A 14,367-nucleotide genomic window follows, 5' to 3' on the forward strand; every position below is an offset into this window, starting at 1 on the left:
ATATTTTTAATATTATGTTTTCTTCTATAAAAAGAAAGCGCCATGGAGTGAAATAATGCGTAAGAGTTATCGTGTTAAAACCGAGCAGGATTTCCAAACGGTCTATGATCAACATAATTCAGTTGCTAACCGGATGTTCATCATCTATACGATGGAACGTGAACAGCCTGATCACTTACGCTTGGGAATTTCCATTTCGAAGAAAGTGGCATTACGTGGGCATGAACGAGTCTGGATCAAGCGCCGGATTCGTCAAAGTGTGCTTGAAATGATGCCAGAATTGAAGCCAAATGTGGATATTCTGGTCATTGTACGTAAATCCGCCTTTCAACAAGAAATGTCAGTGATTAAACAAAACTTGCAACATGCGTTTAAATTAGCTGATTTGTTCAAATAAAGTAGTTAATGGGATATAACGGTTTTATATAACAACTACTATCATAATTAGGTATATACAAAGAATATGGAGAATTAGAATGCAGACTGCAGAAAATTCAGCAAAGCCGGTTCGTTACGTGAAGTCAACGGTTGCCTCCGCAACGGCGTTGATTGTCATGGTGATTGCAGCGATTACTTATCAAGGTCATGTTGCTGGCACGGGATTGTGGCATGGTGTGATCATTGGTAATTTTGCCCGTTCAATTTTGGGAATTTCAAGTTGGTTTGGCGATAATTATGGTTTGGGAATCATTGTCTTTACCCTGATGATTCGTGTTTTGATTTTGCCATTGATGGTGTATCAAACAAAATCAATGCGTTTGATGCAAGAAGTGCAACCAGTTATCAAGAAGATTCAAGAGAAGTACCCAAATCGTCGTGACACTGCACAAATGCAAGCCATGCAAACGGAAACTAGTGCCGTGTATAAAGAATACGGCATCAATCCATTTGCATCATTCTTACCATTATTGATTCAAGCACCTGTCTTGATTGCATTGTATCAATCAATCATGAATACGAAGGTCTTGCAAACGGGATCATTTATATGGGTGCAGTTAGGTCAACACGATCCGTACTTTATCCTACCGATCTTAGCTGCTTTGTTTACATTTGTATCTTCATACTTGGTCATGCTAGGACAGCCTGAAAAGAATGGCGTATCAACAACGATGACGTATGCTATGCCAGTGATGATCTTCATCTTTGCTATTAACGTACCATCGGCCTTGTCGCTGTACTGGGTGGTTTCAAATGCATTCCAAGTGATTCAAACATGGACGATTCAAAACCCCTTTGAAATTCGACGTGAACGTCAAGCGAAGAAGGCCGCTGAACGCGCTCGAGAACGTGCGATCCGTAAGGCAAAGAAGCGTAAGAAGTAAATTGAATTATCTTTAGCGACCCTGTGTCAGTCACGGGGTCGCTTTTTTGCGTTCAAATTAGCGCATGATTTATCAATCAGTTGAAAAGGGTACCATCTTTTTAGAAATAAGGTATATTTAGTGAGTTGGGTATTATAATGGGGTGGGAAATGAAAAAAATAAATCTGCAAACGACGTTCATTTTTGGGTTAATCTCAGTTTTAAGTTATATTCCTATTATGCGGACGCATCGCGTTTTTGGTCAGGGAGATTTGTTATTTCATCTGAATAGAATGTTAGGGCTGGCAGAAGGTCTCCGTCATGGACAATTGAACTATCGTAGCTTTGATGTGTTATCAAATATCGGTAGTGCGACAAATTATTTTTATCCGTTTGTGTTTACATTGGTCTTCGCGGGATTATTTGTCGTATTGGCGAATCATCTGGTATTGGCATTCTACGTCGGTGAATTAATCTTATTGTTTTGCACCTTGATGGTAGCCTATTGGAGTATGAAATCTTTTGCCGGTAATCACAAACGGGCATTCATCTTTGCGATTTTTTGGGGCTTTAGTGGGTATCGTTTCTATTTAGCATTAGATCAATTTGTCTTAGGTGAGGCTATTGCATTTGTATTTTTACCATTGGTCTTTCTAGGATTTTACGAGGTTTTTTTCAGAAATCACAAACGATGGTGTCTTTTAGGCTTCGGCATGACTTTGTTGCTGTACGCGCACATGCTTTCGGTTGTTTTAACAACGGCTATATTTGTGGTCATTGCACTCAGCGCGATGTTAACAAAACGAATTAGTGGCTATAAAGAACGGATTGGCGCATTGATTAGAGCCATTAGCCTATTCATCATTTTGGGAGCTGTGGTTTGGGTTCCTTTACTGTACCAATTCTCAATGACAAAGATTCAGACAACAACAAAACAGTCAGTGCTGTTCATGGCATCGTTAGGTGATAACCTAGTTAATGCGTTGAACGGTTCGTACCAAAATATTGGTATTTTCGGGGTGGTTGCGGTCGTTTGGGCTTTAGTTTTGTTGTTTCAAAAGCGCTATGAGTTAAATGTGCTGTTTGGTCTGATTGGCGTGATCATATTTATTTTGGGTACAAATATTTTCCCTTGGTATGCCATACCATTTAGGCTACAGGCCTTGATACAATTCCCTTATCGCTTATTCAGCTATGCCACGCTATTTTTATTTGTCTTTTTATCTAAGGAATTAGCGGATAGATACAAGCAACTACAGCATTATCGACTAGCCATGGTGACGCTGATGGTATTCTCAGTTATTAATTTTTGGGGACATTCAGAACTGTTGGTTGCAAATCGCCAAAATAATCCCGTGCTCAACTTGAAACAAGATCGCGCTGCAGATTCAAATCATCAAGAGTCAACATTTGTAGCAGATACAGCTGGGTTAAAAACAATCTTGGGTAGTCGGCATGACTATATTGGGATGACGGATTATGCACCAATCAATAGTTGGCAACCGCTCAATACAGCCAGCTTGTTAAAACAAGAGGTCTTGTTTAATCATCAGGCGGTTGACGCAAAAATAAGTTATCAATCAAATCAGAGTATGTATCAGGTGACGGTTAATCAAGCTGGTTGGTTAGATTTACCCGTATTAGCATATGGTAATGAAACAGTGCTGTTAGACGGTCATCAGGTGGCAATTAAGCAAAGCCAGCGTGGTAGCGTGGCCGTTTATCTTGAAAGTGGTCAACATATGATTCAAGTTAGCGCACCAGCCCCGAGGTGGATTTATGGTCTTTGGATATTTGTTTTTATCGCATGGATAATTGTGTTACTTCGTTTATGGTCTCGCGATAAAATAACTAAGGTACCGATATCAGCACGATAACTGGTCATTTGTTTCACGTGAAAATACTGTTCTGTTTTTTATTTGGTAAAACCGTGCTACATCAACTCATTTTGCTTCAAAGTGTCTCAAAAATCCAAATAATAACACCAATTTGACACCACTCTTTCAAGAAGGTCTTTATTTTTTTGACAAAATTATGTTTACAATACTATCAATTAGCTTTAAAGGAATAAGATCATCACGATTAAAAAAATATTTCCCCGGTATATCTTGTAAGTATTCTTGTATACTGGATCGAATCGCATATTGATCCACTAACCTAAGATCTAAGTAGTTTGTCTTATGGTATAACCTCTGTGCAAAGATAAATTTAAACATCTCAATAGTATTTTCGCTATTGTCAGTTAAAAGTTTGACAACCTTACGCTGTGTATTGTCTATCACTTCATCAGCCGTCTCATCGTAGGTTTTAGCGAAGCTGTACCCTGCTAATTGATATCCATCACTGTAGAGTACTTCATCAAATAAAATTTGACCATACTTGAAGTAGCTAGTTTTTCCTGAATGTGACTCTCCAAGTACAACATAGTTGGTTTCACTTACTTTTCCTGCGGTACCATGTATTGGCAAGAAACCACTGTACATAAATTTTCGATTAATTCGCCCCTCAATTAACTTTTGAATGAGCGGCAAAAAGGTCGTGAAATCAGACAGCGTTCGATATGAAATATCTACTACATCGTCACGTACAATAATATGATTATCAGAAATTTGGAAGACAAGGTTATTATATATATCAACCCCTTTTTTTACACCACTTACTTCGTCTTCAATTGTTACCATTCTAGGTATCGATTTTTGTGAAATTCTGAAAATTGTAGCTTGTGATGCAATGATTGAGTTCTTCCGTTCCTCAAAATTAAAATACTTCGAAATTTTTTCAAGAATATTTAGATCATCCGCAGAAAAATATATGTCTATATTGTGTATAAATGACTTCACAGTAAAGTCATACATAAATTCAGCTAAATTGATTGGAGCATTTATATACTTATCTCTAACTAGGATTTTCCCATCTAGTATCGTTACCTTATACTTACTATAATTCATCTAAAAATCCCATCCATTCTACAACCAATGAGCTAACTTCTGAATCTGATATATCGATTTTTAAAAATCTAAGTTGTGTATACTTTTTGAATAACTCGTCAGTTACTATATTCTTAAGCAATTTTGGTATCTATTTTCCATTTAGCGTAGTGATATTTTTTTTCAGTAGAAGTAAAATTGCTAAATCATCACCGATGGATTCAATAACAATTTTCCGACTGTATGGCTCATCTATTGACAAATCTTTCAAATCATTCAACAATTGGTAATAAAATTTTTGATACAACAGATCAAAATCAATATCATTTTTGGCATGTTCAATTTTATTTAACAAAACTTTTTGAGTATCTTTAATGACTTTTCCTGATAAGACACGACCACTCAAAAAGTTCATATCACGTTTTGCAGTTAACATATCTTCAGTGAATGCCTGTACTAGCTTTTCAAATTCATCGATCGAAATGTTTTGAATGTGAAACTTCGCTCCCTCTACTATACTCACAACCAATTTTTCTAAATTCGTGATGTCAGATGGCTTGTATACTACAACTAAATCCACATCGCTATCCCTGTTAGAAACCCCCATCGTTGTTGACCCATGCTGGATTATTCCAAGTGAGGATTTCATAAAAGGAAAGGAATCCATTATAAATTTAACATCCATAAGTTAAGTCACCTCAAATAAATAATAGAATAGTAATCAAGATGATAGTGATGATTAACCGCACTACGTGATGTTGCCAGTGAAACGAATGTGTCGATACTCCACGGTATAGTGCTAATGCTTGGTATCCAATCAAACTAATTGATACTGGAATTACAATATACGGCTCAGAAACATATATTAGTGATATTATCAAAGCGATACTGATTAGGAAGTTAATATAGTGAAACTCTCGATCGGTGTCTTTTTCGCTTATCAGGCTTTGCACTGATGCTATAATCATTAGCAGGGCATATATGCCGATTAAAACTCTTATAATAATCATGATTACTTCTCCTTAATTTTAAACCTTACGGTATTATTTGAATTCCTAAAACCGCTAATAAAAGCACAAAAAATATTGAAAGTATGAACAACATCCCCCAAGCCATTACAACCTTTTGGGAATAAGCGTCTAAATGCTGAGTATCATCACGCTTAACGAAGTTTTTTGCTAATTCAAAGAATTTTTGCTTTAGTGCATATACTCCGGTAATGTCCTGAAATAGTAAATATCCGTCTCCTCTTAATAAGAAGGGGTAGCTAGACGCTAAGATCATTACGGTAGACACTAGGGATATAGACTCTAGTAGAGTCTTCATTTCATAATTAGAGCTACTCAAAGCAACCGAAATAGCTAGTACAGGGACGGCAATAATTTGTATTGTACTCATTAAAATAATATGAATCCGCTCCCTCTTGGAGAGTAAGTATATTGCTGATTTCCCACTACCTATTGATAAAAAAATCAAAAATGAAACTCTTATATAGAATGCGGTGTACCCAAAAAGTTAAAGTAAAATAATTTAGCTGATTAAGCGGCCATTTGTCGGTATTCTACCGGTGAGTGGCCGTTTAATTTTGTTTGAATGCGTGCGTTATTGTAATACCGTATCCAATCATTAATCGCATGAATCAATTCTTTTGCGGATGCGTACTTGCTCAATGCACCAATTTCAACTTTTAGTTTATTAAAGAAACTTTCCATAACCGCATTATCTAGAGCGGTCGCACGACGCGACATGCTTTGGATAATGCGGTTTTGCTTTAATATATTGCGCCATGATTTGTGACGATATTGCCACCCTTGATCAGTGTGAATGGTTGTGCGATAAGAGCGTGTGGGTAGCAGCTCTACGAGCTGATTAAGTGGTTGTAGGGTAAAGGCAAGATTAGGACTAGTGCCAATTGCGTGCGTAAGTATTTCATTATTATACATATCGAGAATAGGCTCCAGATAAACTTTTTCTCCCGTAGCTGGTACCTTAAATTCAGTGACATCACTAGATAGTTTTTGGAATGGACGATCAGTTTTAAAGCGGCGGTGAATCTTGTTCTTCACGCGCTTTCTCTCAGGTCCTTTAGATGAATCATACTTACGTGATGGCTTGTTGTACCCAACACCTTGTAATCCCATCTCATGCATAACTCGTTGGACTTTCTTATGATTTACTTTTGCGAACTCTGATTGCTTACGTAACTTTAAATAAACTCTGCGCACGCCATAGTGTTTATCAGCTTTCCAGATTGTTTTAATAGCCACGCGAAGTGGCTCGTCAGGGTCATCGTTTTTGAACTTGCGTTTCCAATAGTGGACGGTGCTCTCTACAATTGGTAGAACACTTAGGATATCAATCAGTTTAAATTGCGCCTCGAGTCGGCAGGTTACTTCTGCGAGTTGTCGGTTCGTTGCTGAATCGAGGCTAATAATTTTAACGCTTCATTTTGGATTTTTAATCGCAGTACTTCATCTTCCAATTGGGCGAGTCGATTTTCTTCTGCGCTCAACTTGTTTGTTTGGGTTTGCTTCTTCTTAGTCATTTTAGGTTTTTGTCCTTTTTAAATAGACAATAACCCATTTGGTCCAAGTTTGGAATATATTTCTTTCCATTTAATTATTTGTGCCGTGCCAACGTAGCCAAACTTGGCCGCAACAGCCGTCAATGAAGCGTTTTCCCTAATCGCCCATGAGGCTACCGCAATACGGAATTCTCCCGTTATTGCAGGGGGATTTAATAGCACATCAGGTCCATGTGTAGCGTAAGCTGCGAGAAGCATACTAAATAGCGTTTTAGAAACACCGTAGTGTTTGGCTACTTTGGCCTTTGAGGCGAAGCCTGCATGATACGCCAGAATCGCCTCAAGTTTTGTTTGTTTTGAAATTTTTGTCATAAATAAAACCCCGAAAGTTACTTTAACTTTCGGGGTACGCCTCAAATCAGAGCCCTTTTTTATTAACAAGAAATAGAAAAGGAGCCCTAAAAAATGGCTAAATCCCCCACATTTACGAAAGTAAAAGATGGTAAGCACAAAGGAGAATACTTAATACGTGTTCAATATCGCGACGTTGAAACTGGAAAGTTAAAGAGCCTTCCCCGCAAATATGCGAGAACAAAGTCAGATGCGCTTAAGCTGTGGTCAGAAATGACTAATCAGCCTAAAACGCCTACATCTCAAGAGAAATTCCAACAAAACACGTTACTCGCTACCTCGTTTGAGCATTGGGCTAATCAGCGACTAGATGCAGGGTTAGCTAGATCAGAAAGCGCGCGACAACGGTTAAATCGTTCGATTGAAATTGTGAATAAATTTGCTCCACGTGTTACCGTTGAGAATACCACTCAAGTTACGATTGGCACGTTAATCCGTTCCACCCAAGAAGCGCATGCTGAAAAATGGAAACTCACAACGAACGGCGTTGCTGGAAAAACTGCCACACAGTTACGTCAATTTTTTGATGAGACACAGGGATACCGACAAAACCCGGTGCCAAAACGAGCAATAGAAATTTTCTTCTTGTTGGATGAAATTGAATCATCTGGTGGCGCACCTGTTCTGACCTGGGAACAACTGGAAAAAACAAGAAAATTTGTTATGAGCAAAGTGAGGACAGCGAGTATATTTGACACTGGTGCGTGGTTAGGTACTTGGCTTGCGACTGAAACAGGCGCGCGAACCGGTGAGATTTTGGGCGCTGAATTTGGTGACATTCACCAAAATAATCAAGAAGTCATCGTGTTCAATATTTCTAAATTTTTCAATCTTACTGAGGATCGATTTACATCGCACGTTAAAGCGAGAATAACGGGTGAGAACCGAGATAGCTTAGCACTTTCGGATGAATTAGTTACCGCACTTCGTGAATTCGAAAAGCGTCGAAAAAAATTCCTTGATGCTAATCATATTGATGTTGCTAATAAATTGGTTATGTTAGATATCAAACGCGTTAAGCGTACTGCCGAAGCGAAACCGGCAAGAATAGCACCGTTTGAAGTACAGCTAGAGGCGTTGCGTAAATTAATGAAAATGCCGAATTTGACGGTTTACAGCTTTAGAAAAACGATTGCGATCCAACTAGTAGCGGACGGTGTCCCTATCGCACAAGTTGCTCAAATCATGGGACACACTCCCGAAACATTGATGCGCTATTACATTAAACCGCAGGGCACACCGCTTGATGTGTTAAACATGTTCAACGACAAGCGTGCTTCGTGACACCAATTTGACACCACCTTTTAGAGGAATGCAGGTTTATCAAGGTGTTAGAGACGAAAATATGTTTCACGTGAAACAATACAAGTTGGCCAAACATTAAAAAAATTTATTAAAAAAATTTATTAAAAAAATTTATTAAAAAAATTTATTAAAAAAATAAAGAGGCTATAAACATTTAAATGACAATGTTTATAGCCTCTTTAAGATGATGTTAATACGTATCAAATGGCGTTAAAGTCGAAATTTAGGTTCATTTGTTGTAATATTAATAGCGTTGTTTTCAAGGACGCACAATCTAATAATAAGAGAATAAATTATGTGGAAAAAAATATTAATATTATGCGTGATTATTGCCGTAGTTGGTGTGGGGATGACAGCCTTTTTTAAAAACTACAACGTGAAGATTGCGATCACGACAAAGCAGCATCAAACTAAGCATCCAAAGAGGCAACTGCAAACGGATTGGTCGCAACAAAATGTTGTGGTATTTGGGGACTCAGTTTCGGTAGGTTATACCGGTATTGCAAATCATGCTGATACAAATGCGTGGACCTACCAAGTGGCTAAGAAGTTGAAATTCCATTCATTCACGAAGTATGCGGTGAATGCAGCGACCATTACAGGTAATGACACAACCAAAGATTTCTTAGGCCAAATACAACGTTTTCAAATGAGCAAAACTGCTGATTCAGCAACAGTGGCAATTATTTCGCTTGGTGTGAACGACATTAATTTAACGAAATATACGCCGGCTGAAGTCGCTAAGCAATTAAAATATTACATTAATGAGTTAAAGGCGATGAACTCAAAGTTAGTCATTTATGGTGTTGATCCAATGGCTAATTATGTTTTGAATGATAAAAAACAGAACACAAAAAACGCCGTGGGTTACACAGCTAATGCTTATATCCAAGCAATTAATCAGGTATATCAACAAAAGGGCATTCAAGTCTATAACTGGGCAAAAGATCCGATTGTGACTGATGAAAATCACCAAAAAATGTACGGTGATCATGTCATTCATCCAACGCAAGCGACACAAAATAAAATGGCCCAGCATTTAGCAACGTGGCTCGCAAATCAATAAGAGAAAAAGCAGGATTCAGCAGTGATGCAAGGATTCTGCTTTTCTAACAAATTTAAGGTAGCAGGTATGGTAAAACAACGTATTCAACTATTTGATATCGCTCGTGGGTTAGCGATATTTATGGTTATTTCAGCGCATACGCTGACGATTTTTAAAGGAACTTCAATTAGTAATTTTTTGTTTTTAGGTAATTTAGCTGTTTTCTTTGTTGTCTCAGGATATTTTTATCGACCAAAGTCACTCATGCAAATTGTAAAAACAGGCGTAAACACATTATTGATCCCATATTTTATTGCTGCAATTGGCTATTTACTAATTCGTGGTTTCATCGGGGTAGTTTTTTTGCACCACGAGTTCATTACGACGGCAAAATGGATATCACTAATTTATGCGAATGGTGTATTAGCAACGACGCCAACTGGTTATGAATTAACGGCTCAGATTGGGGCGATTTGGTTCTTACCAACGATGTTTATCGCTAATATTATTTTCCAATTGATTATGCGTTTATCAAAACGTTGGGAGCAAAGGTTAGTCATTTTAGTGATGTTTATCTTAGGGGTAGGGCTAGCCCATTTTGGATTATGGCCATGGTCATTTCAAACGGCGCTTCAGGTTCAAGTATTTTATATGTTTGGCTACGAATTAGCGCAATATGTAAAGCAACACCAGACGTTGATCTTTACTAAATGGTGGGTTGGTTGGAGCAGCTTTACAGTTTGGTTAGTCAGTAGCTGGTTTACCTGGTATGGGTTAAACCAGGGGCGGGCTGAGCACATTGTGTTAGCCACCATCGCAGCAGCAGCCAGTGCGATTGCCATTTTGAGCTTTAGCTATTTTATCGAAAGACATTGGGTCTGGCTGACAAAATTTTTAGCATATGCTGGGGAATTCTCGTTGATCATTTTGATAATTCACACAACTGACCTTAATTTAACCGATATGTATTTGCAACAATTCATGGATCGGCAAGCACCAGGTACGCGATTAATGATGTATATCAGTTTAACGATCCTTCGTATTGGGTATGCAACTGGCTTAACTTGGATTATTCTAAAATTTAGGTTGTTACGTAAGTGGTTGGTGCAACGTGATTTTCCAATTACTAAGTAACATAAAATAAGACCGCAACGCTGATTTTTCCAGCATTGCGGTCTTATTTTGATTACTTATTGATATTACGGATGAAGTTGTTAAAGGGTTCATCGGCTGTTTTCTTGGGAATGACAAGACCTTGTTGGCGGCCTACTAGCAAGTAGATCGCAGTTTTATCTTCGACAATCTTATAGATGTTGGTGTAATCAAAACGCGTTTTACCAAGACTTGAGGTTTGTTCAACATAGGTGTCAAAGAAATTGTAATGCACCGCCAGATTTTGTATAGCTTCATTTGAAGTATATGTGCGTTTAATCATCACCGTGTAGAAGGCAAAAAACAAGAACATAAAAGCCAAACCGCCAAGAATATTAAGCAACCAGGAGGTATTCCCGGAGGTCATTGCGGCTAGCAAGTAACCAACAAGGAAGATTAAGGTCAGAAAAACACTTAGACGCGTGCGATTAACGATGAGTGTGAATTTACGATACGTCACAAAGTCAAAGGTGACATCTTGTTCGTATAACTTTTTCATTGGATGCTCCTAGAAAATGAGGCCGAGACCCAAGCCAAGTGCTAAGAAGATTGAAATGACAACGGCATTTTTAATCGCCAAGATGAAATTTGGGTTTTTAGCAGGATTGGCTTGGAATTTGCGGACGTTGCGATGCACGATTGGATATGACAGAATTGCGATCAAAGCTGTCCAAGGCAAAATACCCAATAGGACGGAGATAATCACCATGACATAGCCAGCATCATAAATCCAACCAAATAACTTCAAGGTTGTGGCCTTACCGAGGTAAAAGGCCAAGGTATGGCGACCTTCAGCGACATCTTCTTCAAAATCACCAAGGTTATTAGCCAACATGATATTTCCAATGGCAAACCAGGCCACCGCAGATGCAAAGATAGCATGCCACAGGAGTGTGAAATTAAAAGTTGGCGCAATATTAACATAAGTTGCTGCCAAGAAGATGAGGTAGCCCATCGTTAAGCCGGAAGCCAGTTCACCAAACGGTGTACGTGATAAGGGTACTGGTGTCCCAGCATACCAGTAGGCAATGACAAACCCGATGATCCCCATGAATAGTAAGGGTAGGCCAGTAACGGTCACTAGCCAAATGCCGCCGATGGCCACAAAGGCTACTAAGCCAAACAAGGTACCCCATCCTTGGACAGGCGTGATCCCAGCTTCACCGATGATGTTGTTAACCCCATTTTTCCAGTCATCACTCGTGGCCCGTTGAAAGTCGGATAAGTTATTCCAGACGTTAACGGCCATTTGGAGCGCGAAAGCAACTAACGCAAAGACAATGGCGTAAGTAGGATGTATCAGGTGATAAGTTTTAACTGCGTACAAGTTACCTAAAATTAAAGGTAGCGCACTGGCAACGAGTGACTGAATCTCAATAAATTTCAGCCATTGTTTAAAAGTCATGAATCTTTCTCTTTTCTAGATAGTGCGGAAGGTACGGCGATTTTCATCGACGGTGCCAGCCGTCACTATCACTTGATCAATACGTGCAAAGGGAGACGGATTAGCTTTGATTGCGGCAACAAAGTGTTCAATGTCAGCTTCTGCTCCTTGCGCTTCAATTTTAACAGTTCCATCACTGACATTCCAGACAACGCCAGTGATGTGGTGCTTTTTGGCAATGAGTTGGGTTGAATAGCGGAAGCCGACTCCTTGGACATGCCCAAATATATGGATATTGATTGCTTGCATAATTTTCCCCTTTTAATGGTAGTTTAACATATAAATTAACAGTAAAAAACCGACTACAAACCCCCAATAGAGGGTGTGTAATCGGTCGATGAACTATTTTGTTAAATCATTTGTAAAGTATTTCTTCGAAATTTTGGTTAGTGTACCATTATTTTTGAGATGCTTTTCGGCTTTTTTAACGGCCTTAAGCAATTTTTTGTCTTTTTTGTTAAGCATTGGGTAGGCTTTTGAAGCACCGGCTTGCTTAGTCACATCAATTGTCCGCAATTTTTTAGCTTGCTTTGGGTTCGCTTTCTTATAGACCCCCCAGGCGGCATCATCGTTAATTGTGGCGTCAGCCTTACCAGACTCAATTAAGGTCATTGACTCACTGAAACCTGGCGATGCAACAATCGTGGCACCGAGTTTCTTAGCAGCTTGGCCGAAGTTGGATTCAGCTGTCTGAGCGGCCGTGTGGTTCTTGAGTTGTGCGGCCGTTTTAATTGATGACGACTTCTTAACAACCAAAACAGCACCCGTGTTGAGGTAGGCAGTGCCGAAACCATATTTTTTGAGACGTTCGGCATTCTTGGACATATTATTTAGGACAAGGTCGTATTTGTTAGTATCCAAACCGGCGACCAGAGAATCAAACTTAGTCGTCACGAATACAGGTTTCAGCTTTAATTGCTTGGCGATGGCCTTACCCACAGCAACATCGTAACCAACTAGGTTACCCTGCTTATTACGGTATGAGAATGGGGCGTAGGTACCCTCTAACCCAATGGTTAAAGTACCCTTGGTCTTCACCTCTGATTTATAGCTGGCAGCCGCAACGGTCGTTGTTGCAGGCACAAACGCACTGGTAACCAAACCAGCAGTCAAAGTAACAGCAGTTATTTTAAGCATCTTGTTCATTATTTTTCTCCTAATGTGGGTCAAGCTAGATTATAAAAATAAAATGAGCATCAACAGACATTAGTTGAGGCATTCATGATAAATGCCAAGTGTGATTGGGTATGCATGGACAATGCCTCCTTGAGAGAATTTAAGTCAAAATGACACCTGCATTGCGTTACTTTGACTTCTGAATACGGCTTTAACCATAGCGGAAAAGTTTTTGACCGTCAACCCTTGCAATTCGTAAGTATAAACCCTATCATTGGAAATGACTAAAATAAGAGTTTCTCAGAGGAGTTACCACATGATGTATCTGGTAAAGAATCAAATTACTTGCATCAACCTAGCGCGTTCACTGCGTTAGGTCGTTTTGGTCAACCATTAAAACGCTCTTTTATTTTACTGAAAAAGAATACGGAGTAGTTATTATGTTTGAATTCATTGGGACATATGGTCCAAAGCTATTATGGGCTGGGCTGCAATATACCATCCCCTTAGCACTTATTTCTTTCGTGATTGCCATCATAGTCGCGGGCGTCGTCGCGGTGGTGCGGTCATACCAAGTACGGGCGACTGGGCTTGGGTTAATTTTTTGGCGTATTATCCGATTTGTGGCTTGGTTCTATGTGTGGTTATTCCGCTCAACACCAATGTTAGTCCAGTTATTCGTGGTATTTTATGGGTTGCCAAAATTAGGAATCAGTTGGTTAGCGCCATCGGGTTGGGCAGCCGCCATTTGGGTGTTGTCTCTTAACACTGGGGCGTATGCTTCAGAAGCGATTCGCGCGGCCATTACGTCAATTCCGGATACGCAAAAAGAAGCCGCGGCCGCTTTGGGGATGACCGACGGGCAAGCTTATGTGCGGATTATTTTGCCACAAGCGTTACGGATTTCAATTCCCACACTTGCCAATTCATTTATTTCTTTGGTAAAAGACACATCGTTGGCGTCAGTAGTGACGATTGTTGAAATGTTTTACATGGGGCAGCAATTTGCCGCCGCTAACTTTGAACCCTTGCAAATGTATTTGTTAGTCGCCGCAATATACGCTTTGTTTGTATCAGTGCTGTCAATTCCGCAACACTTCTTACAACGCTGGGCAGATCGTTTTGTGAAAGGATAAGGATAA

Annotated in this window: 17 protein-coding genes; 7 read left to right on the forward strand and 10 right to left on the reverse strand. The window is 39.3% G+C overall.

Annotation, left to right across the window (positions count from 1 at the left end):
• The first annotated feature begins 55 nt into the window (after positions 1-55).
• From rnpA to WSWS_RS07695, 3 genes are all read left to right on the forward strand, one after another.
• Positions 56-397: a ribonuclease P protein component gene (gene rnpA / locus WSWS_RS07685; RefSeq protein WP_070230709.1), complete on the forward strand. Its 342-nt coding sequence runs from the start codon at positions 56-58 to the stop codon at positions 395-397.
• A gap of 79 nt (positions 398-476) precedes the next feature.
• Positions 477-1,322, forward strand: coding sequence for a YidC/Oxa1 family membrane protein insertase (locus tag WSWS_RS07690; RefSeq protein ID WP_070230710.1), 846 nt, complete (start codon positions 477-479; stop codon positions 1,320-1,322).
• 149 nt (positions 1,323-1,471) lie between these two features.
• Positions 1,472-3,178, forward strand: coding sequence for a glycosyltransferase family protein (locus WSWS_RS07695; protein ID WP_070230711.1), 1,707 nt, complete (start codon positions 1,472-1,474; stop codon positions 3,176-3,178).
• Positions 3,179-3,316: 138 nt separating this feature from the next.
• Here WSWS_RS07695 and WSWS_RS07700 read toward each other — a convergent pair whose 3' ends face one another.
• From WSWS_RS07700 to WSWS_RS07725, 6 genes are all read right to left on the reverse strand, one after another.
• Positions 3,317-4,249 (reverse strand): hypothetical protein, encoded by a 933-nt coding sequence (locus tag WSWS_RS07700; protein ID WP_070230712.1) that lies wholly within the window; start codon positions 4,247-4,249, stop codon positions 3,317-3,319.
• A gap of 130 nt (positions 4,250-4,379) precedes the next feature.
• Positions 4,380-4,913, reverse strand: coding sequence for a nucleotidyltransferase domain-containing protein (locus WSWS_RS07705; RefSeq protein WP_123773686.1), 534 nt, complete (start codon positions 4,911-4,913; stop codon positions 4,380-4,382).
• 350 nt (positions 4,914-5,263) lie between these two features.
• Complete coding sequence (locus WSWS_RS07715; RefSeq protein WP_123773687.1) at positions 5,264-5,704, reverse strand: hypothetical protein; 441 nt, start codon at positions 5,702-5,704, stop codon at positions 5,264-5,266.
• Positions 5,705-5,766: 62 nt separating this feature from the next.
• Positions 5,767-6,663 (reverse strand): IS3 family transposase, encoded by an 897-nt coding sequence (locus tag WSWS_RS07720; protein ID WP_114981369.1) that lies wholly within the window; start codon positions 6,661-6,663, stop codon positions 5,767-5,769.
• Entirely contained in the window at positions 6,618-6,773 is a 156-nt protein-coding gene (locus tag WSWS_RS08280; protein WP_237342587.1) for a hypothetical protein, read from the reverse strand. The genes WSWS_RS07720 and WSWS_RS08280 overlap by 46 nt, the downstream gene beginning before the upstream one ends.
• Positions 6,774-6,791: 18 nt before the next feature.
• Positions 6,792-7,124, reverse strand: a complete 333-nt coding sequence (locus tag WSWS_RS07725) for a transposase (protein ID WP_237342588.1) — start codon at positions 7,122-7,124, stop codon at positions 6,792-6,794.
• Positions 7,125-7,217: 93 nt separating this feature from the next.
• Here WSWS_RS07725 and WSWS_RS07730 point away from each other — a divergent pair, with 93 nt between their 5' ends.
• The 3 genes from WSWS_RS07730 to WSWS_RS07740 all read left to right on the forward strand — a co-directional run bounded on the left by WSWS_RS07730 (position 7,218) and on the right by WSWS_RS07740 (position 10,647).
• Positions 7,218-8,447 carry a site-specific integrase gene (locus tag WSWS_RS07730; protein WP_070230717.1) on the forward strand — a complete coding sequence of 410 codons (1,230 nt, stop codon included), beginning with the start codon at positions 7,218-7,220 and terminating at the stop codon, positions 8,445-8,447.
• 316 nt (positions 8,448-8,763) lie between these two features.
• A complete protein-coding gene (locus WSWS_RS07735) occupies positions 8,764-9,534 on the forward strand; it encodes an SGNH/GDSL hydrolase family protein (protein ID WP_114981367.1) in 771 nt (256 codons plus the stop codon).
• Positions 9,535-9,600: 66 nt separating this feature from the next.
• Entirely contained in the window at positions 9,601-10,647 is a 1,047-nt protein-coding gene (locus tag WSWS_RS07740) for an acyltransferase family protein (protein ID WP_070230719.1), read from the forward strand.
• A gap of 52 nt (positions 10,648-10,699) precedes the next feature.
• Here the strand turns inward: WSWS_RS07740 and WSWS_RS07745 are convergent, their stop codons facing one another.
• From WSWS_RS07745 to WSWS_RS07760, 4 genes are all read right to left on the reverse strand, one after another.
• Positions 10,700-11,164, reverse strand: a complete 465-nt coding sequence (locus WSWS_RS07745; protein WP_070230720.1) for a YcxB family protein — start codon at positions 11,162-11,164, stop codon at positions 10,700-10,702.
• A 9-nt stretch (positions 11,165-11,173) separates the two neighbouring features.
• Positions 11,174-12,070: a prenyltransferase gene (locus tag WSWS_RS07750; RefSeq protein WP_070230721.1), complete on the reverse strand. Its 897-nt coding sequence runs from the start codon at positions 12,068-12,070 to the stop codon at positions 11,174-11,176.
• A gap of 15 nt (positions 12,071-12,085) precedes the next feature.
• Complete coding sequence (locus tag WSWS_RS07755; RefSeq protein ID WP_070230722.1) at positions 12,086-12,358, reverse strand: acylphosphatase; 273 nt, start codon at positions 12,356-12,358, stop codon at positions 12,086-12,088.
• 93 nt (positions 12,359-12,451) lie between these two features.
• Positions 12,452-13,255 (reverse strand): transporter substrate-binding domain-containing protein, encoded by an 804-nt coding sequence (locus WSWS_RS07760; RefSeq protein WP_070230723.1) that lies wholly within the window; start codon positions 13,253-13,255, stop codon positions 12,452-12,454.
• 410 nt (positions 13,256-13,665) lie between these two features.
• Between WSWS_RS07760 and WSWS_RS07765 the strand changes: the two genes are divergently transcribed.
• Positions 13,666-14,361: an amino acid ABC transporter permease gene (locus WSWS_RS07765; protein ID WP_070230724.1), complete on the forward strand. Its 696-nt coding sequence runs from the start codon at positions 13,666-13,668 to the stop codon at positions 14,359-14,361.
• The last annotated feature ends 6 nt before the right edge of the window (positions 14,362-14,367 follow it).

Source organism: Weissella soli (assembly GCF_001761545.1).
Lineage (GTDB): Bacteria > Bacillota > Bacilli > Lactobacillales > Lactobacillaceae > Weissella > Weissella soli.